Origin of the sequence: Pedobacter sp. Leaf194 (assembly GCF_001423945.1) — a bacterium.
Lineage (GTDB): Bacteria > Bacteroidota > Bacteroidia > Sphingobacteriales > Sphingobacteriaceae > Pedobacter.
Map to the genome: position 1 here is coordinate 1,127,608 of NZ_LMPU01000001.1, position 26,124 is coordinate 1,153,731.

The following is a 26,124-nucleotide window of genomic DNA, read 5'->3' on the forward strand; positions in this document are numbered from 1 at the left end:
CTATACCAAGTTCGGTGGGCATGAGTACAAGATTTGCCGAAGGTCTCGAAATGTATGCCTGTACGGTACCGCTTCGATCCATTGAGCTGAGTTGAAGACCAAGCTGTACATTGTTGCTAAAACCTATAGCGGTTAACTGAGTCCAAAAATCAACATATCCTTAAGGAAACGTCGAACTCGGAAAAAGCGTCTCAGCTGCATTAATATTTGATTTTCAGTCAGAAAGGCAAAATAGTTCAAGAAAATCTTCCTAAATATCGAACTGATTAAAGTGAGGCTGTAACGATTTGGATAACAAATTCTTATGGGTATAAAAAGAGGAAACAACACAAATGGGTTGTTTCCTTAAGTAGCCCTTACTGGACAAATTTCGAATTTTTTCTTGTCTGATTTGCAGGAATTGGCGAATGTTGCTAATTATCTTAAACATTAAGAAAAGGTTCGTTTTTTGAGACGCAACTTCATCCATTTATGGGTAAAAAAAATTAGATTTTTTTCTCATATCAATACATAGCAATGTAGATTTTGGCATTGATTATCGGGTATATTTTTTATGCCCTTCCAGCAAAACCGCTCACAAATGTATTTACAAAATCGTAAATTTTGTAGGTAATACGTTCAATTTTATTGGAACGTTCAGCCAATTTTGGTTTTACCAGCATAGTACCCACAATATCATCGCGTAATGGTTGTCTATTGGTAAAAAGATATTCTCCAATAATATGTTCCAATTTATCTGAATCCAATTGCTCTTCTGCACTCATTGTTGCCATTGCCGATTTTCTTTCAGTTTGAATAAAATCATCAAATACTTCCATCACATCATCGGCATTGGTAATAAATGGTAAGTTCTTCTGCATAAACTTATCAATTAGTTCCTTTTTACTCCGCAGTTGAATATCAGAATTTAATAAATCTTGAATTATCTTCTCTTGACTCGCTTTTTCATCAACCGGCGCTGACTGTAAGCGAATCAACAAGTTCATAATATAAGTTACATTAATCTCATCACGGTGGATCAGCTCTAACTCAAAATCCAAATCATCTAAAATCGAATGAGCGGGAGTTGCACCACTTGTTAAACCTTTATTTGCTTCATACAGGTCTAAATATTTGCTTTTGTAACCATCAAAATCAAATTCAGTAATCGGTAAATACTCAAAATCAAAATCACCATACTGCTTCATTTTGTTAATTAAGCGCATTACCTCTCTAAAAGCCTTAACAAATGCCGCTTGTTCTTCCTCATTTTGCAATTGGTTCACATTATCTACCGTAGGGACAATAGCTATCAACTCATCGTATTTTTCTTTCAGCTTCGCATCTAAAGCTTCAAAAGGCGGTTCGATAATTTCGCCAATGGCATCCTTGTTGGCAAACAGTTCGATGGCCTCATCGGTAGCCGATTTTAAATTGCGGTAACAAACTATATTCCCATGCGATTTTACCTCGTTTAAAATACGGTTGGTACGAGAGTAGGCTTGAATCAGGCCATGATGTTTTAAATTCTTATCAACGTATAAGGTATTTAAAGTTTTGCTATCAAAGCCAGTTAAAAACATATTTACCACAATCAAAATATCAATTTGCTGATTTTTGACCTTTTCAGCTATATCGTTGTAATATTGGTAGAACAAAGTAGAATCTTTGGTCGAATAATTACTTTGAAACATTTTATTGTAGTCGTCAATAAAATCGTCTAACTCCTCTCGTTTGTATTTCGATAAATAAGGACCCGCGTCTTCAGCAACCATACCAAGCGCATCATCATTTGCATACAGCTTGTAATCCTTATTTTTCTTCTGCTCTTCGTTGGCGGCGTAAGTAAAAATGGTTGCAATTTTTAAATCGTGTAATCCTTTTTCTTTCGCTTTTTTAAAAAGTTTGTAATAAGCAACTGCCGCATCGGAATTGCTTACACAAAACATGGCTGTAAATTCCTTGTTGTGTGTTTTCAGCCTGTGGTTTTGCAAAATATGGTTTACAATTGCCTTTTGGCGAATGGGAGATTGCATCACCTCAGGTTCGTCAATTTTTTCAATCTCAATATCTAGAATTTGGTCCTTTTGTTTAAATGTACGGATGTACTCTATCGCAAAACGCAATACATTACCATCTTTAATGGCATCGGTAATTACATATTTATGCAAAGGCTTGCCAAACAACATTTGCGTGGTGCGTTTACCATATTCATTGGTGCCCGCATTCTCAGCAAAAATCGGTGTGCCGGTAAAGCCAAACATTTGGCAACCCTTAAAAAAGTTTTTAATGTTCTCATGTGTTTCACCAAACTGCGAACGATGGCATTCATCGAAGATAAACACAATGCGTTGGTTAGTTAAACCAGCCATATCCTTTAAATAATAGCTTTTAGATATGGTGTTATTCAGCTTCTGTATGGTGGTTACAATTAATTTACGATCGCCAGCCAATTGTTTAACCAAGGTTTTGGTATCGCTTGTCGAATCGATACTACCTTTACTAAAACTATTAAATTCTTTAGCGGTTTGTGTATCTAAATCTTTTCTATCTACCACAAAAACCACTTTGTGTACTTCTGGTATGTCGGTTAAAATTTGTGCCGCCTTAAATGAGGTTAAAGTTTTACCCGATCCTGTGGTATGCCAAATGTAACCGTATTCATGCGTTGTTTTAACTTGGTTAATAATAGCTTCTACCGCATAATATTGATAAGGCCGTAGTACCATTAGTGCTTTTTGTGTGTCGTTAAGCACAATGTACTGCGTGATCATTTTCGATAAATGACAGGGATTCATAAAATCATCCGCAAAATCTGCCAAGTTGGTAATCAACTCATTTGTAATATCTGTCCAAAAAAAGGTTTGCTTAAACGAACGATCTTTTACCCGGCCATTGCAATAATACTTGGTGTTAACCCCGTTGCTAATTACAAACAATTGAATAAACTGGAACAAGCCGAAACCAGTACCATACGAGTGTTTTTGGTAGCGATTAATTTGATTAAAAGCCTCTTTAAGCTCTAAACCACGACGTTTGAGTTCTATTTGAACCAGCGGCAAACCGTTTATCAAAATGGTTACATCGTAACGGTTATCATAATTTCCTTTCATAGAAATTTGATTGGCCACCTGAAACTCGTTCTTACACCATTTTTTTTGATCGATTAATTGAATGGTTTTATTTTCGCCCAATGCGTTTACATAAGGAATACGCGAACGCAAGGTTTTAGCCCGTTCGAAAGTGTTTCCTTTATTAAGATAGATGAGGATTTGATTTAATTCTGCATCGCTAAGCGAAACTTGGTTATGCTTTTCTAACTGTTGCTTAAAATTAGTAATTACATCTTTCTCCTCGCGAAGTATAATGCGTTCGTAACCTAAGCCAACCAATTGGCTAATTAAGTTATTTTCTAATAATTGTTCGGGTTGAGCGGTCATTAATTTATTTTTGTAATTACACAAACATTTGTTGCAACATAGCTTTTTTAAAGCCTTGCGTCTGCTTTATTTGCTCATTTACTTTATCTATACTTTCATCTATCGCTGATAAGAAATCGGCAATTTTTATTTGTTCTGGAAGAGAGGGAAATGGAATAGTAAAGTCACTTAAAACTTCCTTTGTTATTGTTTTAATAGTTCCTCCTGGGGCTTTGTGCTTCTCAATTTCAAAAAGAAGAAATAAACAATATTTGTAATAATTAACTTCTAAATTTTCAGCTAACGAAGTTATTATTAATAGTGTACGATCGACATAGCAATCAATATTTGTTATGGCTATTCTACCAATTGACCCCTGAATAGTAACTAATATTGTACCTGTAGGCACAAATACGCTTAGCTTTGTGGCCAGATAACTGATCTTTCTCTTAGTTTCCTTTTTTAATTTAAAATCATCTCCAACATCATAAACTTGAACAAATGGAAACCCATTTTTATCATCATACCATTTTGCTAAACCATAAGGTTGTGGAAAACTACCTCGCCTAAATTTTGAGATTTCACTTAATCTTTTCTCTTCCCAATCAGTAAAATCATTTCCATTTTCATCTTTGAAGCGAATTTGTTGCGCAAAGAGTTTTTGCATCATCCCTTTTTTATAGCGAGATAATTCTTTTTTCTTTTCAGTTAATAAACTGATATTTTGATCGATACTTGATAAATAAGCTGCTATTTTTTGTTGTTCGGAAAGAGATGGTATTGAAAAAGCAAGTTTTTCAAATTCTTTCTGTCCCAATGTTTTGTTTCGACCCGCCCCTCCTGGAGATGCTAATTCTAATAATTGATTACCTCTCTTAGTTAAGAAAAAATGTAGAAGATAATCTAAATCAGCTTCTTTTTCAATTGGTCTATACATTGGAAATCTATGAGATGCAACCAATCCTGTTTCATTCTCAGTAGTTCTAGCGACCGCCCTTTCCCAAGCAAAAACAATATTGACTATAAATAAATTTTTTTCTAACCAGAATATACGTTTATTTCCAATTTCCTTACCTGAAACTAATTCTTTATGAAATATTCCCTTTCCGTGAGATCTAATACCAATTTGCTTATATAAAGTATCTTGCTCAACCTTTACAGGATTTACAACCTTATTTAAAATTTGATTAACTCTTTTTGTTTGCCAATCTATTTCATTAAATTTTTCAAATCTTAAATGGTTTCTACTCATTTGAAAACGGTTTAGGAATATTTAATTCTTCACAAAAAGCAAGAAGTTTTTCATTTGATTTCTTTAGCTCTCCATCTAATTCATTAAGTCTTTTTACAACTTTAAAAATGTCGATAATTTCTTCTTCCTCGAAAGCATCAATATAACGAGGAATATTGAGGTTATACTCATTTTCCTTAATCTCTTCCAAAGTTGTGATATGACAAATCTTGTTTACTTCGTTCCTGTCTCTATAAAATTGAATGATTTTACTAATACCTTCCTCTGTAAGAATATTTTGATTTGTTCCTTTGATATAAAACTCACCGCCACTGGCATCAATAAAAACAATATTATCATCCGCTTTGCGGCATTTCTTTAATACCACAATACAAGTTGGAATACTGGTACCGTAAAAAATATTAGCAGGTAAACCAATTATGGCATCAATGGCATTTAATTCTTTAATAAAATATTCGCGTATTCCACCCTCAGAAGCACCACGAAATAATACCCCATGTGGAAACACCGAAGCCACCGTACCATTATCTGCCAATTGGTAATACATGTGTTGTAAAAAAGCAAAATCGGCCTTGGTTTTTGGCGCCAACTTTCCAAATTGGTTAAAACGGGCGTCAGATGCATTTAAAGTATGCGCATCACCTTTCCAATTTGCAGAAAATGGCGGGTTGGCCACAATGGCCTCAAAACGCTGCTCCAAATGGCGAGGCTCTTCTAAAGTATCATCCTGTTCTATATTAAAATGAGAGAAATGCACATCATGCAAAATCATGTTCATTCGAGCAAGGTTATAGGTTGTAGGGTTTAACTCTTGCCCGTAAAAATCGGCTACTTTGGTTTGCTTTGCTACACGCAACAACAACGATCCAGAACCGCAAGTAGGATCGTAAACCGAACGGATTTTATCTTTTCCTAAGGTTACAATTTTTGCCAAAATGGTAGAAACTTGTTGTGGCGTATAAAATTCGCCAGCCGATTTTCCAGCACCAGCCGCAAAATTAGAAATCAGGTATTCATAAGCATCGCCCAATACATCGGCATCAACATCTTGCAAGCGGAAATCAATTTCGTTCAACTTCGTTAAAATCTCCACGACTACTTCATTGCGCTTATCGGGTGTTTTGCCCAATTTCTGCGAAGCCAAATCCATATCTTGAAACAAACCATTAAAATCTTCTTCCGATTCGGTGCCCATGGTAGTTTGCTCAATGTGGTTAAGCACCATTTCTACCTTTTCGATAATAAAGTTATCTGCACCTTTCTCTGTTCCCAATTTGGTGAGTACATCAAATAATTGATCGGGCGCTAAAAAATAACCTAAGGTATGTAGCGATTCTTCTTTAATAGCCGACAGCGTTTCTTCGTCTTTAATAAGCGTGTATTCCTTAACCGTTTCATCGGCCAATAAATTATTGGCGTAAAAATGTTGCTTTTCTGATAGGTATTTGAAGAAAATAAAACCTAAAATATAATTGCGATACTCATCGGCGTTAATTCTTCCCCTTAAGGTATTGGCAATATTCCAAAGCTTTTGCTCTAGTATTTGTTTTTGGTTTTCAGACATGAATGGGTATTAATTTTTTGGCTAAATTAATACGATATATCGAATAAAAATCTTGGAATTTATAAATAGTGCTTTTTTGTAATGATCATCTGCATAATACTACATAGTATTACTTCCATATTTTACTTGTCTGATAATACAATTCTTTCTCGAGAAATGCCAACTTGGACAAATCGCCTGAATATATTCTCTATCTTGCACTATAAATGTGGACTAATGGAGGCAATGTAATATGAGCTTTTAATAAAAAGAATCTATAATTGCGGCGGACGGTGTGCATAGGGGCGGATACTGATATATATTGAAAATTGGATCATATTCCCTAGTTTTGAAAACATTAAAAATCGAACTAAAAGAATTAGCAATCAACCAATAGACAATATCTACTACCAATATGAACGGTAATGCGTAAGTCTTTGGTTATATATCTCTTAAAGCAGTCGGAATGCCATTAACAAGGATGTATCTAAACTAACAAAATATGAGCTTTCCGAACTCACGAAACTAGCAATGCGCCCAACTGATCTGAGCAAAAAAGTAATAGATGAAATAATTGGTATTACTAATAATATATTATCCAAGCATGAAACCCACCCAGGATAATTCCTTAAAATAATTAAAGTATGGACGTAATTGCAGCGCCGCAAAAACAAAAAATTGATATTGTTAAAGGTCTTGATAAAGAAAAACTTTTTCATCTTATTACAGCTTTAGTCGAAAAACTTGGCTACACATCAATTAAACAAATTGGAGATGTCGTGACAGGAACCTATTCAGGCCCTTTGTCACAACATCAACATGCTTTTATCTATTTAGACGAAAAGCTAAATGCTTCCGAGCATACAAAAGTTTACCAGTCTTCCATAGAAAAGTTCTCTGACACCCACAAAATTGTAACATTCTTTATTTTTAGTAATAATGTAATCACAAAAGGGTTTCAAGTGGATATAAAAAGCCTTTTGCCAAAGTTCACGATTGACTTTCTTGGAAGAGATGATCTAATCCCGCTTATCGATAAGCATCTACTAGACTTTTGGAAACATGATGACGTTCAGTTATTAGAATATGAACGTACTTATTGCGATTCCATTCATGGAGATAGCGATTTAAAAAAACTTCAAATATTTAACGAAAAATATGATAAGCTTTTAAAAATTTTTATTGAACCAAATTACTATCACTTTTTTGAGGATAAAAATACGGGTACCCCTATCAGGAAAAAAGTTGGTATGGAACAACTTTGCTCAAATTCTAAACCACTAATTTTATCTGGGTCAGCAGGAACAGGAAAAACAACTTCTTTAAAAAAAATTGGAGAACATCTCATATCTTTAAATAAAAGCACAGACAAGAGGAAAAGCCTTCCAGTCTTCTTATCGATTACTGAATTGTTTGAGGCTAATTACGATTTAAAAACCTTAATCAAGAAAAAATTAAGTAGTTTCTTTGATGAAGGTTTTGATTATTTCGCCAATTATAGTATGACAGTATTAGTCGACACCATTGATGAACTTGAGGAGGCTAACCAAAATACTATCCTTTCACAACTGGAAAAGCTTTATAAGAACAAGGGTGTAAACTTTATAATCGCTTCGAGGAATCATGAAAAGCTCTATTCAAGTCCAATACTAAAAGAGGCGGATAATTTTTCAATCGAAAAATTCAATAATGATCAGATTAAGCGTTTCATTTCTAATTTTTTCCAAAATGAACAATCAAGAGCAGATGCTCTTCTAGATGCATTGAAGGATAACCGTATTCTTGAAAAGCTACCGATAACGCCGTTAACATTGTCGTTGATATCAATTCTTTATGAAGAAAATAATCTAGAAATACCTGCTACCATAACAGATATTTACGACAATTTCAACGCTGTTCTCCTGGGAAAAGCAATTGTCTCTTCAAGACTGGAGTTCATCGATAGCTCTTTTAGAGAAAGAATTTTATCTCTGTATGGATTAGCGATATTGGAACGCAAGGAACATACTCCGATGGATAAAAACGAATTTTTCGATTATTTTGTCGCTTATTATAAAGATAAAACCATTCCAATAAGAAAAGGAAATATTGAAGACGTACTTGAATACCTAATAAATAACACCGGCATATTACTTGTTAAGGATGGAAAATACATTCAATTTAGTCATGATTCTTTCATGGAATATTATGGAGCTATTGAATTATTTAAGCATCAACGGAATAAAGAAAACCTCCTTGTCGAAAATTTTTTTGATATAAACTGGCAAAACGCATCATTTTTTTACGCCGGTAAATCAAGAGACATGTCTGATTTTTTGATAAGGATAATTACAAAAGTGCAAACTTCCTCAAAAGTCAATGAATTTTTTATGGGTGTAATGGGTTTAGGATATTTAATGCAGTCTTTATACCAGACAGACAACAAAATTAGAAAGCAAGGGGTTGACATGGCAGTTAATATAAACATTCAAGCCCATGAGGCTTTAATGAAAATATCTTCCGATGAGGACGCTCTATTTAAGAATTACAAATTACCAATTTTGCTATTGATGAATGTGTTCTATTTTTATGAAAACTTTAACTCTATAACTCTTAAAGAGCCCTTAAACTTATCTTTTACTGATTTCTATAATCAATACCAGCATTTAAATGACACCAGTTCAGGGTATAAAAGTTTAAAACTAGCTTTAACGCTTAATTCAAAACGTATTAATGAGAGCTCGCAACTTGAAAAACTCATATTTGAAAGCAATTTAACACATGATCCCAGCCTTGTTATGTTAGCAGATCTTGCGTTGGAAATGAGCAAAACAGAGAATTATAAGGAACTTAAGAAAGCTGTTAAAAAGGATTACCATAAACTTAGCGAACCATTGAAAAGACTAACAGACATTCCAGCTGGCAAACTCAGGTTCACGAACTACGATACAATTCGCTCTGAGCGACGGTATATCGTTATAACAGAAGGTAAGACGGATGCAAGAATATTAGAGCATGCGTTTATGGTTTTAACGAGTGGAAACGTGCCTTACTGGGAGATTAAAGCGGCAGGAGAAGAAAATGCAGGAGTGAAGCAATTAGCCAAAATAATCCAAAATGGTTCCGTCATTTTATCTAAAGATCAAAAATTGATTGGGCTGTTTGATAGAGACAGTGGCGGCCTGGAAGAGTTCCGAAGATTAAAGAACTTTGACGATTTAGAAAATCATACTCTAAGGAAACTTCAAAATCAGGAGGTCTATGCTTTGTGTCTGCCTGCTATTGCTGACCGAGAAAACTATATTCAGGAAAAACAGGTTTTTAATTTTTTGGAGATAGAACACTACTTTTCAGACGAACTATTAAATAAACATAATAAACTAAAAAAGACCTCAATTGAAAACGTGTACGAGATTATTGGGAACAAAAATTCGTTTGCCAACGAAGTCCTTAAAATTCAAGAACCTGCTGTTTTTACGAACTTCGTTGAGCTTTTCAAAATAATTGATAAGATCACAGGTATTGAAGTTAATTATTCGACTGAGTAGGAACAAAAGCAATATTTTTAATTTACAATCTATTTACGAAGTGTATCAAGGAAAGAGATTGTAATTTCTAAATACTCAGGTACTCTGAGGTTTAATCCTCCCTTGAGCCAAACTCAGTATCAAAGTTATTTTTTTATCCCTTCGTAATGATTTCGTATCACTCCAGTCTTCATGGTTTATAGATCTCCCAACTATTTTTTCAATGCAACATTCTATAGTAAATTGGAATCCTCTAAAAATTCATTGAGTTAGAAGTTCAATTTTTGTGTTCACGAATTCGCTACATTTACATAATTAATAAAAAAAGCAATGTAACAAATTGACCCCTGGTTATGCTTTAAATACTGTGGGGCAAACGATTCAAAAATGACTTTACACGAAGCGATTGAAACAGTTTTAAGAGAAAACAAGCGGCCTCTCACTACAAAGGCTATTGCTTCTTTAATAAATATTCAGGGTTACTACCAAAGAAATGATTCGCAGCCTGTTGAACCACGCCAGGTTTTGGCTAGGGTAAGGAATTACCCTTCAACATTTGAGCAAATTAATGACCAAATAATCCTCGTTGAAGATCAGATTTGGAAAAACCTGTTGTTCAATTACTCGTATTTGGTCAATACTTTGAGAGGTGTACATGGTGCTTCTGATGTTCAGTTCATTCTCGCAGTACTTTTATTTTTTAAAAGGCAATACGATATTGAGAATCAAAACATTGATCAAAACCTCTCCATTTGGGACAACGTTTTGGTAAAACAGGAGATGCTTCTTCCAGATGGTAGGGAGTTAATCGATGCCCTTAATAGCTTTGACGGAAGATACGTAAGTCTTGAGGGCGTCTTCAAAGAATGTGGAAGATTTTTATCACAACTTGACTATCGCAGAAAAACAGAGATTTCGATTGCCATAAATAATATTGACACCAGAGATTTAGATGAACGTGCATTTGCGGATGCTTTCGAATATTTCCTTTCAATTACTGCAAAAGGTTATGTTAATTCTGATTTCGCCCCGACTCCTTACAGTTTGCGGGAGTTAATGATAAGCTTATTAGAACCTGAATCTGGAAAATCATTATTCGATCCCGTTGCCGGGACTGGTGGATTGCTAATTCAGGCAAATTACTACTCACAGGGAATTGATTTGGTTACTTCCGGGACTGAGATTAATATGCGTGTCGCACAATTGGGCAACATGAATCTTATTCTTCATGGTATACAGGATGCTGTAATTCGTTCGGGAGACAGCTTTCAGGAAGTCGACAGTGGTAATCGATACGATTACATTGTAGCTGATCTGCCATCTAGCGGAGTAATAAATTCCTTTGAACACGAACTTTTATTTAATAAATATCTTTTAGCGCCGCCAAGATCTGGAAGAAATTTTGGGTCATTAGTTCTCTTAATATTATCAAAACTAAAAGATACCGGAAAAGCAGTGATTACTGTATCTGAAGGTTTTTTAATGAAAAAAGGAAAAGAAAAAGAAATACGGGATATTTTGATTTACCAAGACGCTATTGAGAGCGTCATTAGCCTTCCTTATGGTACTTTACGACCTTACACTGATGCTAAAGCCTCACTACTTATAATTAATAAAAATAAAGAAGCTGATTATAGGAATCGCATTAGGTTCATAACAGCTAACGTAGCAGATCATGACTCTAAAACGGTGTATCTTAATAATGATGACATCATAGCAGCCTACAAAAGTGACGTCATATTTGCCAAAGATTCTCAGATTTTAGACATATCCGAATTGCGGCAGGACAGTAATCTTTCTGCTGAAGGTTATGACGAACAGTACATTCTGGCAAACCTTATGATTAAGGAAGGTTCAGGTAAAATATTATCAGAACTAGTATCAATACGAGGAGGTATACAGCCTCAAAAAACAGATATAGATCCTACAGGAGACTATCCCTTAATTAAAATAGAAAATTTGTCCCGGGATATTTTAGAAACCGATTTATCTGACAACATTTCATCAAAAGTTTATTTTGCACAAAAATATGCAAGGGCCCTAATCAGTGAAAAGTGCTTATTAGTTGCAAGAATCGGAGAAAACCTTAAAGCAACAATTTTCGTTCCTACGGATAAAAACAGAAGTGTATTAATTCACACAGGTGTATATGCTTTTTTGCCGTTAGACAAAAAAGACAGTATTGATCTGGAGTATTTATATTATCAGCTCTATTCTTCTTTTGTTGTCGAGCAGGTTAAGAAAAGAAAATTGGGTGCCGTTATGCCTTATATAAGCATTGCTAGTTTGAAGCAAATTGTTATACCTTATGTTGATCGGCAAACCCAAAAGAGCTTCATAGAGTCGCAAAAAGCCAATCTTATTGCGGAAGAGAAAAATCGAGCCAATGCTGTTCTTAAATCCTTAGGAAGCAAAGATGAGCTTAGGCAGTCTGAGCTTGAAATAATTAAGACTTTAACACATCAACTGCGACCAACCTTCATGGGAATCAACAGTATTTCCAGCAGGATTATGAGGGTAATAGAGAAAGAAAAACTGGATGATAGAATGGAGTTTAATGACGAGGATCAGCAGATTGAAATAGATCCAGAAATAGCAGTATTTACCCAAAAGCCTGAAAACTTTCCATTAGGAAAACTGGTTAAAAAATTAATGGCTGATTCTGAACATTTGAGTGATATTTTAGGCACAGTTGAAAAAGTGATGAATTTCAAATTATCAGTGGAGGATTTAACCGAAACTGATTTACTGAAGTTATTAAGAGAATACAAGAATGAAAAAGAAATAGCTATAAATCACAAATATGAAATTATAGTCAAAGGTGAGGACGTAGTATCCTTGATAAACAAACCAGCTTTCAAGGAATTATTAGATCAATTACTTCAGAATGCAGAAGATCACGGTTTCACTGACTTCATTACAGGTAAAAAATATCGGGTACAGTTTATTGTTAGATACAACAGGAATCGCGATGTTATCTCAATAGAGTACTCAAACAATGGAGCGCCGTATGAACTTCAGCAAAAAGATTTTATAACAGCCTTTGATAAGGGACGGCACAGTAAAGGTTCAGGCATCGGAGGTAATTATATAAATAGGATTGTTGAGGCGCACGGAGGGCAAATATTAGTGGCTGAAAATAATAGTAAGGGCTTTTCCCTCATAATTGAATTACCAACTCAACAAAAAACATATGAATAATATAATATTAATCGACGATGATAAGGATTTTACAACATCATTCGTCAATGAGGCCGCTGCACTGACTATAGGTGTTTCACCACAATCAAGCCTCGAAGGACTTAAACGCATTCTTCCTGCATTTGCCCATAAATATGCAGCTGTAGTTTTGGACATTAAATGTCTTTTGACCGATTCTCAAACTAAAGAGAGTGCAGACTTCATAGGCGCTGCCCTACATTATATTGATACTAACGTGCCGGGCTTTCCGAGGTTTATTCTCACTGGAGACGAGACAGAATTTGAAGGTTTGAAAAAATATTACCCTAAAGAAAAGATGTTTCTTAAAAAACCGGATGATCAAAAGGAACTTTTCATAGAATTGCAATCCTGTATTAAAGATGCAGAACCCCTTCGATTGAAAAGAGAAAACCCAGCAGTATTTGAGGCATTTGACCAGAACAAATTAGATGTTGCAAAAGAAACCATCTTAGTCAGCGTCTTGATAAATTATAATGAATCAAATCCAGCAAAATTTAAAGGCATTTTGGCTGATGTTCGTGAATTGCATGAAGAAGTATATAGGGCAATAAATAAGAGAAATAAAGCAGTAGTGCGCGACAGCGATATCAAAGCTAATAACTCACCGAGTTTCACGGGTAGCTTCCACAAGCATTTGGAAGGAAACCCTAATCCTGCCGATTTCTATAAGCCTACTACGCCACCGTACCAGGATAGCACGATAGCTGGGGCAACCAAATTAATCCACCATGCTTGTAGTGAATATGTTCATGGTACTTCGAAAACTGGCTACCAAATAACGCCATATGCTATTAAGGCACTTGTCAATTCATTGCTTGAGGTAATAATCTGGTCTAAGCAGTATTAATTACTGCGATATTCTTTTCCTGACTACCTCACACGATGGTAGCGGTAGTATCATGTATTACTGTCGTCAATATTACCATAATATCCAGATGGCTACGCACGTAGGATAATGCGGTTTAAAATGTTGAGGATGACCATTTCATGCGATGTATTGCAGCTATGGAAATCGCACGACTGGTTAAGTTGACCCATAACAAGAAGTATTTTGCAATAGGCATTCTTGGGTACTATGGCAGTGGCAAAACTTGATTCTTAAAGCTAATACAGGGTAAATTGAGAGATAATTATGTAATGAAGATTGCTTTTGATCCTTGGAGTGCAGGTAGTCCGCAAACCATACGGCATGAGTTTTTCGATTTGTTAGCCAGCAAGGTTGCGGGAGTTGATTTGAGCGTGTCATCGCTGATTTATAGTTATAAACAAACGATTTGTACCAAATCTTAGCAACGAGGACATAAAAGATAGGATATTAACTCAGTATAAGAAAGAAAGCTAGTTATATCAGTTCGTTATTATGGGGATTTTTGAAATAAATGTTTTGGAAATGCTTTGAATGATCAGTTTTCGAGACCATTAATCTAATCTTTTAAGCTAGATTTTGTTCTTTAGTAGAAACTCTGGCATATCTAATCTTCATAATTGTATCAATAGAACCTTTACTGATATCTATAATAAATTTTGTTTAATGATACAAGTTTCTGAGACGCTACCCGTTTTGGGTCCTGAATAGTTTTAAAGATATAATAAAATCTCATAATACCACCGTTTTAAACTATAAACATATATCAAACAAACTTAAACGCATCTTCATTATGTAGATCACGTCACTTGAAGAAATACTTTAACCACTCGGGTGTTTTGCAAGATGTATTTTTGTATACACAAAAAAATCTTGCGCCCTTGAGGTCGGGTATTTCCTCGGAACTCGGAAATACTTAAAACAATAATAAATCATCCAAAATTCTGCAATATCTAATTGGTAATGTATTCTAAAAAATAATAATCTAGGGTATCCTAAAGGGAGGAAGTGTTTTAACTATCATCAAGATTGGAAAGAATTTATAGAATGCTTTTACAATGGCCAGTGCTCATCTGTGGCTTGTGGACCCCACCATAGCGTAATGCTAATTTGCTTCTACCGATAAATTTTTTATTTCAAAAAAATATCCGAATCACTATTGTGAAAGAAAAGGTATAAATCCAAATTGCATTATTCCAAAGCAGTAAACATGGCAAAAAAAAACACATGATCCCGAACGTAATATACAAATGTTCATTTGACGTGTAATTAATTTTAGGTTTATCCACAGCTTATGAGACATCTTCCGATAGACCGAATGACCCCTGAGAAATTAATGGAAATGTTAAAGAAAAAAGGAGTAAAAATGTCTATAAATCAAGCGAAGGAAATCTTGGATTTGCTATATATTTTAGCTATTTTGGAAGTAGAGCAAGTTTTAAAAAGATGATTACAGCAGATTTATATATAAGAGTAAGTACTGATGAACAGGCTGATAAGGGATATTCCCAGCGCAACCAAGAAGAGGTTTTACAGAAATATTGTTTCGCCAGAGATATCAAAGTGAGGAAAGTTGTTTTTGAGGATCATTCCGCCAAAAGCTTTATACGCCCTGCCTGGCAAAAATTATTGGCTGATCTAAAAAAGAAAAGAGGACAAACGGATTTGGTACTTTTCACCAAGTGGGACAGATTCAGTAGAAATGCGGGGGATGCCTATCAGATGATAAAAATTTTGGGTGATCTCGGTATAGAGCCTCAGGCCATTGAACAGCCTCTTGATATCTCAATTCCTGAAAACAAAATGATGCTGGCTTTCTATCTCGCAGCTCCCGAGGTCGAGAATGATAGAAGAGCACTCAATACTTTTCATGGAATGAGAAGAGCAAGAAAAGAAGGGCGATGGATGGGGCCTGCTTCCATAGGTTATACTAACAAGGTAACCGAAGACGGGCGAAAGTATATTTGTCCTGTAGAGCCACAAGCGTCAATAATGAAGTGGGTATATGACGAATTATCTACGGGTAAGTGGTTCATTGATCAGATCTGGAAGGCAGCATCGGATAAAGGGCTGAAGACAGGTAGAAAAAATTTTTGGCAGATAATTAGAAATCCTATTTACTGCGGTAGGATACCCATTGCGAAATATAAGGACGAGGAAGCCCATACAGTTATAGGGCAACATAAAGCGATAGTTTCGGAAAGCATCTTTTATAAAGCTATGGATGTTTTGAACGGCAGAAACAAACCAAAAAAGACTACTATATCTTCTCCTGATGCGCTTCCCTTGCGTGGCTTTCTGATATGTCCAAAGTGCGGCTACATGCTCTCAGGTAGTGCTTCAAAAGGTTACAGCAAGCACTATCACTATTACCATTGCTTTTCTAAATGTGGGGTGAGATATAATGCGGACAAAGTCAATAAGCTTTTCGTGGAGGAGTTAAAAAAATACACTATAGATCCACTGTTGCATGAGGCCTATGTTATGATTTTGAAGCAGGTTTATCAAGCTTTTGCAAGTGAAGATAATAATGAATTATCAAATGTAAAAAAACGGTTGGAGGAGTTTAATTATAGAATTTCGAAGGCTAGGGACAAGATGCTCAACGATGTAATTCTTGATTTTGAGTACAGGAAAATAAAATCAGACTGTGAAAGAAATATCCTTGTTCTTGAAAATAGACTCATCGATTTATCCAGGGGAAAAGAGAATATTGGTGAACTAATCGGAAAAGCGACTGGGTTGCTCAAAAACCTACATGAAACATATATAGAGGCAGATTCTGAAGGAAAAAGGCGATTAATTAGTTCGATCTATCCCCAAAAACTCACTTTTGACGGAACACAACATCGAACTGTTCGAATGAATGAGGCTGTCCGCGTTCTAGGTACTTTAAAGGCAGTTTTTGAGGGCAAAAAAAAGGGGCAAACCAAACAAAAATTTGATTTGCCCACTATGGTAGCGGGGAGCAGGATCGAACTGCCGACCTCAGGGTTATGAATCCTGCGCTCTAACCATCTGAGCTACCCCGCCGGGTTCAAATATTTATGTTATATTACAAATATTTGCTTGGTTATTTTTTGGAGTTGCAAATATAGAATAAATTACCTTTCTTTAGAAAAATAAAATAAAAAAAGTAGTCCGGAATTTTATTCTGGTAATGAATTAACATGGCAGATAAGAAAAAATTCACACTTGAGTACGAAGTTAAATCGTCACCACGAATACTGTATAGTTTTATAAGTGAGCCAAATGGCTTATCGCAATGGTTTGCCGATGATGTTAATTTTCGCGATCAGGTTTATACTTTTACCTGGGATGATGAAACACAAAAAGCAAAGCTTGTTTCTATAAAAGAGAATAAGCTTGTTAAATTTAAATGGCTTGATGATGAGCCTCAGTGCTATTTCGAAATGGAAATTGTTCAGGATGAACTAACGAATGATGTTGCACTTTCCATAACCGATTTCTCGACGGATGAATTGCTTGCAGAAAAAAAATTAATCTGGGATAACCAGATTGATTATCTGATAAGCGTTTTAGGTGCATAATATTTCTCTCCTTTGTTTACCTTTGTAAGGTGAAAAAGATACATCTTTTAGTAATTAAAACATTTATAAGGCCATTTATTGCCACTTTCTTTGTGGTCATGTTTATCCTTTTGATGTTTTTTCTCTTTAAATATGTAGATGATTTAATAGGAAAAGGTTTTGAATGGTATACCATTCTCGAATTAATGTACTATCAATCGATGGTTCAAATTTCTATGGCGCTTCCGCTTTCCGTATTACTTTCCTCAATCATGACTTTTGGCACGCTGGGCGAAAACTATGAACTTGTTGCCATAAAATCAGCTGGTATATCACTCCAAAAAGCAATGCAGCCATTGGTTGTGCTCATTCTCTTCCTTACGGTAAGTTCTTTCGTTTTCTCTAATTACATTTTACCAAAAGCAAACCTCAAGTTTTATTCCTTAATGTACGATGTGCGGAATAAGAAGCTCGCATTCCTGATTAAGCCGGGCGTTTTTAATAACAGTATTCCCGATTATTCTATTCGTGTGGATAGTAAAAACGAGGACGGGAAAATGTTCGGAATCATGATTTACGATCATAAAGGAACAAATGGCATCCCAAAGGTGATTTTAGCCAAAGAGGGCGAAATGACCAAATCCAGTGATGGTAAGTTTTTAATTTTTAACCTGAAAGATGGTGTAACGTACGAAGAACAGCCGAGTAGCAGTGGCATTTATAATCCCCGGCAAATCATGTACCGGAGCAGGTTTAAAGAAACGAAACCGAAATTCAGCATGGAATCATTCGATATGCAAAAAACGGATCAGGGTGCTTTCGGTAATAGTACGGTAATGCTTAACCTTAAGGGCATCGTTAGAAAAAGAGATTCCCTTTCAAAACAGATGGATACTTTGTATCGGAATACTGGCCGAAGTTTGGGTAATAATTTTAAGCAAAGCAACACCACATTGGGTTATACCAAACTGAAGGTTTCGCCGAAAAAAATCGATGATAATATTTTAAAGAGTATTCCTAATGGTTCAAGGTTGCTAAGCGTTCAAAATGCTGCCAACACGATTTCGGTAATTACCCAAAGTTTAGCCAATAGTGTTCCGCGACAGGAAGATTTAAAAGGTGAAATTATCTTCACCAGTGTAGAATACCAACGCAAATTCACCCTTGCGGCATCGTGTGTACTGCTATTTTTCATAGGTGCACCGCTGGGTGCCATCATCAGAAAAGGAGGCATGGGTTTGCCGGTTGTAATAGCCATTTCGTTTTTCCTGGTTTACCATATTGTTACTACCGTAGCCGAAAAATCAGCCCGCGAAGGCTCAATTAATCCAGTGTTCGGGATGTGGATAGCATTTATAATTCTGACGCCTTTAGCGGTGTTTTTAACCTATAAAGCTACGGCCGATTCTGCTTTGTTTGATGTTAACCAGTATAAGCAGTTTTTTATCAAGCTTTTTAAAATTAAGCAGCAATAAGGAGGCGCTTTTCCTTTACTTCCAGATGATATATTCTTAAAAAATTTGCTTAAGAAGATTGTACCTTTGTACTCATTAATAGCGAGTTTCCCGTTAATTATTTTTTAATTTTCAGCTGTTAATCTATTCTAATAACAGAAATGCAAACAAAACTAAATAGCATACAAGAGGCCATTGAAGACATCAAAGCCGGAAAAGTTATAATCGTTGTAGACGACGAAGACAGAGAAAATGAAGGCGACTTCTTAACGGCCGCTGAAAATGCAACGCCCGAAGTAATCAACTTTATGGCAACTTATGGGCGGGGTTTAATCTGTGCGCCATTAACGGAAGAACGTTGCGATGAGCTAAACCTGAATTTAATGGTTGGCAAAAACACGGCTGCTTACGAAACTAATTTTACTGTTTCAGTTGATTTGGTTGGACACGGTTGCACAACCGGTATTTCTGCAAGCGATCGTTCCAAAACCATGTTGGCTTTAGTAAATCCTGATACCAATCCTGATGAACTTGGTCGCCCAGGCCATATTTTCCCGTTAAGGGCTAAAGCTGGTGGCGTTATCCGCCGTGCCGGCCATACCGAGGCAGCGGTAGATTTGGCAAGGTTGGCTGGTATGAGGCCTGCAGGCGTGTTAGTAGAGATTTTAAAGGAAGATGGTGAAATGGCCCGTTTACCCGATCTATTTAAGATTGCAGAGCAACACCAGCTCAAAATTATTTCTATTGAAGATTTAATTGCCTACCGGTTGGGCATCGATAGCCTGGTTAAACAGGAGGTTACTATAGATTTACCAACAGCCTGGGGCGATTTTAAAATGACTGCCTATACGCAGCTTGATAACAATGCCACCCACCTTGCAATATCAAAAGGGGAGTGGAAAGAAGGCGAACCAATTCTTGCCCGGGTGCACAGCTCATGTGTAACCGGCGATATTTTCGGCTCATGCAGATGCGACTGTGGTCCACAGCTACACAAGGCTTTGGAAATGATACAGAAAGAGGGCAAGGGAGTTGTGGTGTATATGAATCAGGAAGGCCGTGGTATCGGACTTATTAATAAGTTGCGATCCTATAACCTCCAAGATGCAGGTTTTGATACGGTGGAAGCTAACATAAAGCTTGGCTTCAAAGGTGATGAACGGGATTACGGTGTGGGTGCACAGATTCTCAGATCGCAAGGCGTAACTAAGATGCGCCTGATGAGCAATAATCCTACTAAACGTGCCGGCTTAATTGGTTACGGTTTAGAAATCGTAGAAAACATTCCGATAGAAATTGAAAGTAATGTACATAATGAACGTTATCTTAAAACCAAAAGAGATAAAATGGGTCACTCCATTATGAAAGGTTAATTCTTGCAATGCCACATAAAAAAAGCAATCTTTCTTTCGGAAGGTTGCTTTTTTTATGATTGTAATCTCAACATTAAAACCCTTTTCTGTTTATCTTTTTGGGTTATTTTTTCTATCGTTAATAATCGCTTCTTTGCTTATCGATTTGTTTGTTTTTACCGGTTGCTCGGCTTGTTTCTTACGTAAGTTTCTACGGTAGCTGCCTGTAATTTTTTGAAGAAATTCTTTAAATGTATCAAACTGCTGGGTGTAAACCAATCCAACAGAGGTTACATTGGCTGTTGCGCTAATGCCGCTATTTAAGAAGATACTTTGTTGGGTTGGTGGCTTGTTTGCAAGCTTGCCGGTTAAACTTCCGTCTTTTTTAATCAGGAATAATGCCTCTACCTCGCTACCAACGTTGTTTTTCGAGAAATCGATTACGGTAAAGTCATTTAAACTGTTTCTATCAACAATACCTGCATTTACAATTAATCTATCGTTAAAGAATTTGAATGATGCATTTGCTTCGCTTAGCGATTTTACGTTTAAATCAACAAAATTCAGGTTTAATGATGATAGCACGTTGTTAAACTGATTAAAAACCAACTCTGTTGCAGTGCTTGATACACTGGAACCAAGTTGCTTGCCGATGGATTCGCCACCATTTCCAGGAGCAAAACTTCTCCTGATAATTAAACTGAATGCCTGAAGATTTAAATTATTCTGATCACTTAAGTAGGTTTGTAACTCTTCTTTAATTGCCGGGTTTGCAGGGAAATTAATATCGAGTTTGATATCTGGCTGTAAAAGTAAGCCTGTAAGTCCCATTTCTACCTCCGTATTTACCCGTTGGTTTGCGTTCGCACTGGCATCTCTGTTCGCCGCTTTAAATAACTCGTTCAAACTGGCTCTTAAAGCATATACAGCTTTCAAATTTATCTGCGCCGCCGTTGGGTTGCCCGTCCACCTGATGGTTCCGCCCTGGCGTATTTCAAATTTCTTGTTAATAACCTCCTGAGCTGTAAAATCAAAGCTTCCGCTCTCGATAATATAATCGCCAGACATTTCAAAATCGCCCAGACTATTGATATTTAAGTTCAGTTCGGCATTTCCTTTTCCACTTAAATTACCCAATGTGGTGTAAATATTAGCGGTAGTATTTGGGTCGATCGTTAGCTTAAAGGTTAGTGTTAAGCCTTCAAAACTGGTTGTTTTTTTCACAACCTTTGCCGAATCTCTACTTATAAAATTGATGAAATCTTTATCGGAAACGGTTTCAGAACTATTAAGTGGCAGATTAAATACTGTTCCCTTTTCTGTTTTCGCTTTAATGTCGATTTTCATTTTACTGGTCGGCCCGATAAACTTAAAAACCCCGGTTCCATAAGCCCGCCCGTAATAAACAGAATTGTCTTTAGCAGTAGTATTTAACGCCATAAAACTTTGCGCATTAACTGTTACGTTTAATGTTGGGTCGTCTATATTGTTTAAATCCACCGATCCGTTTGCAGTGGCTTCATGCCCTTCCAAATCGGCGAGTTTAAAGTCTTCCAGCCTAATAACGCTATTATTCACCTGAACATCATCGGTAATTACATAGGTGGTTTTAAGGTAGTTCACGGTAAGTTGTCCCTTGTTAAGCGATAATGTTCCGTTAATTTTCGGATTATCTAACTTACCTTTCACAGTTAAATCTGATGAAACATTACCTTTCAGGTTCGATACCAGCGTTTTTACGAAAGGCTCAAAAATCGTCAGTTTGCTATCATCCATTTTCACCTGTAAATCGATGTCTTTTTCTTTCAGGTCTAAATTACCGGTCAGTTTAAAAGTTTCAGAATCGTCGGCCATAATTCTGGTATAAACATTTACTTTGTTCTGTGCGCTGTTAAATGTCGATGTATCTGTAAGGGTTCCGATGTAGATGTCGTTAAAGTTTAGCGAATCGATTTTTACATCGTCATTAACTCTTGGCCCTTTCAAAATGCCATATAAATCGGTTTTACCGTTTACTTTTCCACCAAGCTTAACGCCAAAGCCTTTTGTAAAAGGGTTTATGGTTCGAAGGTTAAAGTCTTTAAAACCAACCTGAAGTAAATCTTTTGGGTCGTCTGATAGCCAGCCATCAACGGTAATCTGTTGCGGGCCATTGGTTAAATCGAAATTTTTAATTTCTGTTCTTCCATTATTTAAAATGATGCGGACTTTTTCCTGTATGCGCCATTCCTCGTTATTGATTTTCAGAATTGAGGGTAAAACACTTAATCTGGCCGCGGTATCCTGGTTTTTAGTAAACTCAACCAGGCCGTTTAAATCGAGCTGGTTGTCTTCCAAAGCGCTCGACATTTTTAAGTTAAAAGCCAAACTATCGCTTCTTAAAATATTAGAAATGTTCACGTCTTTGATAAAAAGACTGTCGTTAAGCTGAACTCTGTCAGAGGTGATGTTTAACTGTAACTGTTGAGGTGTTGTATTTTCATCAACAATTATATTATTTACAACGATGCCCTGGTATTTTAAATTCTTAATGAAACCATTTAGCGTTGCGGTATTGTTTCTCGAGTCGAAGTTTCCAACAAAATTAGCACCCTCTGCTAATTCCAGGCCTGGCGAAATCAGTTGCGCCAAGGGTTCGAATTTTTTAACTTTTAAATTAAACTGAAAAATTTGGTCGTTATACTTGTAAATCTTTGTTTGAAAAGATGGTACATAAGTCTTTGCAATCGCCTTGTAATAGGAACCGATGGAATTTAAATCGTACTTGCCACTAATACTTGCATCAAGGATGTCTGATTTAATTGTTAAATTCCGGCCAACGCCAACTCCGTTTGCAGTGAGTTCTACCGAATCGATGCTGTACGTTCCTTTTGGATTTTTTAAGGTTATCTCCTGAATTCGCAACTTCCCTTCAATGTTATTTAGGTCGGTACCCGAGAAATTGGTCGTGAATTTAGCATCAACACGTAAGGAATCTTTAAGCAAATGCAAGGCTTTCAGCTTTGCGCCAAAAATACTAGCCCTAAAATTGAACACTGGCAGTTTAGGATTCAAATTAACGCCGCCATCAAAATTTAGCTTAATGTTTTTATCGTTTATACTTAGTTTACCATCGAAATACTTTTTATCGAATGTGCCGTCAATTTTAACATTCCGGTAGCGGTAATTATTAAAATCTATATAATCGACTTTTCCATTTAACTTTTCTGTTAATTGCTTTAACTCCGTACCTCTTCCTTTAACATATAGTGATGATGTTATTTTCCCAAGGCTTTTTTCATCGATTAAATTGCCCAGGTTGAAATCGTATGTTTTTACGTTTCCAGAATAAGAAGGAACATCGTTCTTATCAATTTTCATGTTCACATCAGATACAATTCTTCCAAGCTTCGTTTTAAACTCGCCGTAGGCGATGAAGTCATTTTGAAATCCTGTGAAACTTCCGTTAAAGTTTATGTTACCGAACTTACTAACTATTTTTGGAACCAACTTCTTGTTTTTTCCTGTAATTCCGGCAAGTACTTCATCGAGGTCATTTTTATTCGTTCCTGCCATTTCAATTTTCAAATCCATGAAGGTTTCTTCCCATTTAGGCAAACCTTTAATGATGAAATCTCCCTTTATGTAGGTTGCCTTTCCCGATTTTATAGAAAGTTTTTTGGCCCGAAGGTTATTTACCAAACCAGAAATTTGTCCATCTACATCGATATCAAGCTTCATCTTGTTCATTTCCGGAGCGAAGAATGCAATATCTTTGGAAGTGAGGTGGCTATCTTTAAATATAGCCTTCATGCGAACGTTATCTATATAATGATTAAAGTCTCTGAAGGTTTTAAACTTCATCTGATAGTAGTTCGTTAACCGGCTCTGGTTGGTAACAAGCAAAAGATTTTTGAGCTCTATCGCGTTAGAATCAACTGTTGTTTCGGCGGTAAGGTTTTTTAAATAAAAACCACTTCGTTCTTTAAGGGTGAGATTTTTTACGTTGGTTTTGAAGAGGTGATTTTTGGTGTCTAAGCCTTCTAAAATTACGCTTAAATCTTTTACGTCAACATTGTCAAAATTTACACTTTTACCCTGGCTTAAATCCTTTCCCTTGAAGTTTTTATACTTAAAGTTTAGCTTATTGATGATAATTCTGCCGAAGGAAATTTTGTAAGGCTTTTTATTCGGATCTTTTACACTTGGCTTACCAGAATCAAAGTAATTTATAATAAAATCGAGGTTAGAAGAATTATCTTTGAAATCTTTTAAAAAGAAGGTTCCGTTGTTAATTTGAACAGTGTTTATATCGATAATCTTTTTTTTGATGGATAACTGGCTGATATCAACCATGAATGCTGGTGTACTTAAAAGCGTGTCTTTTTGCAAATCGAGCACGAGCAAATCTTCGAGCACGATAGATTTGAAAGGCATAATGTACAAGCTTTTAATTGATACGGTAGTATTAAGCTCCTTTGAAAGGTAAGCGGCAGCTTTTTGTGCAAAATAAGTTTGAACAGACTTAAATTGCAGTGAAAAAACAAGTAGCGAGAGCAGCAAAATTATTGATGCAATTACCCAAAGGAGTATTTTAAATAGTTTTTTAATAATTTTGCAGCTTAAATAAAAATAATTTGTCTGTTATACTTGCTATCGAGTCTTCCTGCGATGATACGTCAGTCGCTATTTGTAACAACGGCAAAATTACGGCCAATGTTATTGCAAACCAAACAATTCATCAAAATTATGGTGGCGTAATCCCTGAATTAGCTTCAAGGGTACATCAGCAAAATATTGTACCTGCGGTAGACCAAGCTTTAAAAAATGCGAATGTTACAAAACAGGACATAAATGCTGTTGCTTTTACCCGCGGACCAGGTTTATTGGGTTCACTTTTAGTGGGTGTATCATTCGCAAAATCTTTTGCTTTAGCCCTAAATCTACCGTTAATTTCTGTCAATCATATGCATGCACATATATTGGCACACTTTATTGACGATCCGAAGCCGAAATTTCCATTTTTGTGTTTAACAGTTTCTGGTGGCCACACTCAAATTGTGCTTGTTAAAGACTATTTTGATATGGAAATTGTTGGCGAAACTTTGGATGATGCCGCCGGTGAAGCGTTTGATAAAACTGCAAAGATTCTTCAGTTGCCTTATCCGGGCGGGCCACTTATTGATAAACATGCGCAACTAGGTAATGCTAAAGCCTTTAAATTCGCAGAACCAAAAATCGATGATTTGAATTTCAGTTTTAGTGGCTTCAAAACCTCAATTTTATATTTTATAAGAAAGCAGGAAAAAGAGAATCCAGATTTTATTGCCGAAAATTTAAATGATATTTGTGCGTCGGTTCAATTCAGCATTATTCAAATTTTAATGGATAAATTGAAAAAAGCTGCAAAACAATACGAGATAAAAGAAATTGCAATTGCTGGTGGCGTTTCTGCAAACTCAGGGTTGAGAAATACTTTACAGGATTTGGCGGTTCAGTTAGGTTGGAATGTTTACATCCCGGCATTTCAATATTGTACCGACAATGCCGGAATGATTGCCATTGCCGGTTATCATAAATATTTAAACCAGGATTTTGTGGAACAGAACGTTTCGCCAATGGCAAGGATGGAGTTTTAAAAACGCAAGGTAGTTTGAAGGTTTAACAACGGAATCAAAGGCATAAAAATTCAGTAATGAGTTAATTTTTGCCTCGCGGTAAATTGTAGAAACCTTGAGCTGAATATTTTAGTTTGATAATTAATTTTTATATGACAGGAGCATCATTAGTTTTTTGGATAGTTTGTGCGATTCCGCTGATCGGGATTTTGTATTATCTGATTAGAAAAGACAAAAATAAACTGAAGGGCAGTTGGGGCGTAATTATTCTGGGTGCTCTATTAATTGCCGCAATACTGGTAATTGTCTATGTAACTAAAGATTTTAATGCAATTTTTAGCCAGGATGGCAATTAGAAGCTTATAATATAATAGAAAAACCCCCAAACTGATTAATTTTGAGGGT

The 26,124-nt window shown here is 36.0% G+C and carries 13 protein-coding genes and 1 tRNA gene; 9 read left to right on the top strand and 5 right to left on the bottom strand.

The features are described 5' to 3' along the window. Positions 1 to 551 precede the first annotated feature (551 nt). Genes ASG14_RS05090 through ASG14_RS05100 form a run of 3 tightly spaced genes read right to left on the bottom strand, consistent with a single transcriptional unit; the run spans position 552 to position 6,214 of the window. A complete protein-coding gene (locus ASG14_RS05090) occupies positions 552 to 3,419 on the bottom strand; it encodes a type I restriction endonuclease subunit R (RefSeq protein WP_056869913.1) in 2,868 nt (955 codons plus the stop codon). Positions 3,420 to 3,435: 16 nt separating this feature from the next. Beyond that, positions 3,436 to 4,650: a restriction endonuclease subunit S gene (locus ASG14_RS05095; protein WP_056869914.1), complete on the bottom strand. Its 1,215-nt coding sequence runs from the start codon at positions 4,648 to 4,650 to the stop codon at positions 3,436 to 3,438. Further along, positions 4,643 to 6,214 (bottom strand): type I restriction-modification system subunit M, encoded by a 1,572-nt coding sequence (locus tag ASG14_RS05100; protein ID WP_056869915.1) that lies wholly within the window; start codon positions 6,212 to 6,214, stop codon positions 4,643 to 4,645. The genes ASG14_RS05095 and ASG14_RS05100 overlap by 8 nt, the downstream gene beginning before the upstream one ends. Positions 6,215 to 6,837: 623 nt before the next feature. Between ASG14_RS05100 and ASG14_RS05105 the strand changes: the two genes are divergently transcribed. The 4 genes from ASG14_RS05105 to ASG14_RS19995 all read left to right on the top strand — a co-directional run bounded on the left by ASG14_RS05105 (position 6,838) and on the right by ASG14_RS19995 (position 16,786). Then, on the top strand, positions 6,838 to 9,720 hold the full coding sequence (locus tag ASG14_RS05105; protein WP_056869916.1) for an NACHT domain-containing NTPase: 2,883 nt from the start codon (positions 6,838 to 6,840) through the stop codon (positions 9,718 to 9,720). A gap of 366 nt (positions 9,721 to 10,086) precedes the next feature. After that, on the top strand, positions 10,087 to 12,900 hold the full coding sequence (locus ASG14_RS05110) for an N-6 DNA methylase (RefSeq protein WP_056869917.1): 2,814 nt from the start codon (positions 10,087 to 10,089) through the stop codon (positions 12,898 to 12,900). Beyond that, entirely contained in the window at positions 12,893 to 13,768 is an 876-nt protein-coding gene (locus ASG14_RS05115; protein WP_056869918.1) for a hypothetical protein, read from the top strand. The genes ASG14_RS05110 and ASG14_RS05115 overlap by 8 nt, the downstream gene beginning before the upstream one ends. Positions 13,769 to 15,232: 1,464 nt before the next feature. After that, a complete protein-coding gene (locus tag ASG14_RS19995; RefSeq protein WP_082491417.1) occupies positions 15,233 to 16,786 on the top strand; it encodes a recombinase family protein in 1,554 nt (517 codons plus the stop codon). On the opposite strand, the gene ASG14_RS05120 is transcribed toward ASG14_RS19995, so the two are convergent. Next, a tRNA-Met gene (locus tag ASG14_RS05120) sits at positions 16,743 to 16,819 on the bottom strand. The two genes, ASG14_RS19995 and ASG14_RS05120, sit on opposite strands and share 44 nt — an antisense overlap. A 137-nt stretch (positions 16,820 to 16,956) precedes the next feature. Between ASG14_RS05120 and ASG14_RS05125 the strand changes: the two genes are divergently transcribed. From ASG14_RS05125 to ASG14_RS05135, 3 genes are all read left to right on the top strand, one after another. Next, on the top strand, positions 16,957 to 17,337 hold the full coding sequence (locus tag ASG14_RS05125) for an START-like domain-containing protein (RefSeq protein ID WP_056869919.1): 381 nt from the start codon (positions 16,957 to 16,959) through the stop codon (positions 17,335 to 17,337). A gap of 29 nt (positions 17,338 to 17,366) precedes the next feature. Continuing rightward, positions 17,367 to 18,791, top strand: a complete 1,425-nt coding sequence (locus tag ASG14_RS05130; RefSeq protein WP_056869920.1) for an LptF/LptG family permease — start codon at positions 17,367 to 17,369, stop codon at positions 18,789 to 18,791. Between the two features lie 140 nt (positions 18,792 to 18,931). Beyond that, on the top strand, positions 18,932 to 20,143 hold the full coding sequence (locus tag ASG14_RS05135) for a bifunctional 3,4-dihydroxy-2-butanone-4-phosphate synthase/GTP cyclohydrolase II (RefSeq protein WP_056869921.1): 1,212 nt from the start codon (positions 18,932 to 18,934) through the stop codon (positions 20,141 to 20,143). A 90-nt stretch (positions 20,144 to 20,233) separates the two neighbouring features. On the opposite strand, the gene ASG14_RS05140 is transcribed toward ASG14_RS05135, so the two are convergent. Next, the gene (locus ASG14_RS05140) at positions 20,234 to 24,538 is read right to left on the bottom strand and encodes a translocation/assembly module TamB domain-containing protein (protein WP_235528523.1); all 4,305 of its coding nucleotides are present in this window, start codon (positions 24,536 to 24,538) and stop codon (positions 20,234 to 20,236) included. 200 nt (positions 24,539 to 24,738) lie between these two features. Here ASG14_RS05140 and tsaD point away from each other — a divergent pair, with 200 nt between their 5' ends. Continuing rightward, positions 24,739 to 25,740, top strand: a complete 1,002-nt coding sequence (gene tsaD, locus ASG14_RS05145; protein WP_056869923.1) for a tRNA (adenosine(37)-N6)-threonylcarbamoyltransferase complex transferase subunit TsaD — start codon at positions 24,739 to 24,741, stop codon at positions 25,738 to 25,740. 131 nt (positions 25,741 to 25,871) lie between these two features. Further along, the gene (locus tag ASG14_RS05150; RefSeq protein WP_056869924.1) at positions 25,872 to 26,075 is read left to right on the top strand and encodes a hypothetical protein; all 204 of its coding nucleotides are present in this window, start codon (positions 25,872 to 25,874) and stop codon (positions 26,073 to 26,075) included. Positions 26,076 to 26,124 lie beyond the last annotated feature (49 nt).

Bases quoted from the DNA above. Each gene is read 5' to 3' on its own strand.
- ASG14_RS19995 (WP_082491417.1), top strand. From the start codon at position 15,233: ATGATTACAGCAGATTTATATATAAGAGTAAGTACTGATGAACAGGCT.
- ASG14_RS05115 (WP_056869918.1), top strand. From the start codon at position 12,893: ATGAATAATATAATATTAATCGACGATGATAAGGATTTTACAACATCA.
- ASG14_RS05105 (WP_056869916.1), top strand. From the start codon at position 6,838: ATGGACGTAATTGCAGCGCCGCAAAAACAAAAAATTGATATTGTTAAA.
- ASG14_RS05110 (WP_056869917.1), top strand. From the start codon at position 10,087: ATGACTTTACACGAAGCGATTGAAACAGTTTTAAGAGAAAACAAGCGG.
- ASG14_RS05140 (WP_235528523.1), bottom strand. From the start codon at position 24,538: ATGCCTTTCAAATCTATCGTGCTCGAAGATTTGCTCGTGCTCGATTTG.
- ASG14_RS05125 (WP_056869919.1), top strand. From the start codon at position 16,957: ATGGCAGATAAGAAAAAATTCACACTTGAGTACGAAGTTAAATCGTCA.
- ASG14_RS05150 (WP_056869924.1), top strand. From the start codon at position 25,872: ATGACAGGAGCATCATTAGTTTTTTGGATAGTTTGTGCGATTCCGCTG.
- ASG14_RS05095 (WP_056869914.1), bottom strand. From the start codon at position 4,650: ATGAGTAGAAACCATTTAAGATTTGAAAAATTTAATGAAATAGATTGG.
- ASG14_RS05100 (WP_056869915.1), bottom strand. From the start codon at position 6,214: ATGTCTGAAAACCAAAAACAAATACTAGAGCAAAAGCTTTGGAATATT.
- ASG14_RS05090 (WP_056869913.1), bottom strand. From the start codon at position 3,419: ATGACCGCTCAACCCGAACAATTATTAGAAAATAACTTAATTAGCCAA.
- ASG14_RS05135 (WP_056869921.1), top strand. From the start codon at position 18,932: ATGCAAACAAAACTAAATAGCATACAAGAGGCCATTGAAGACATCAAA.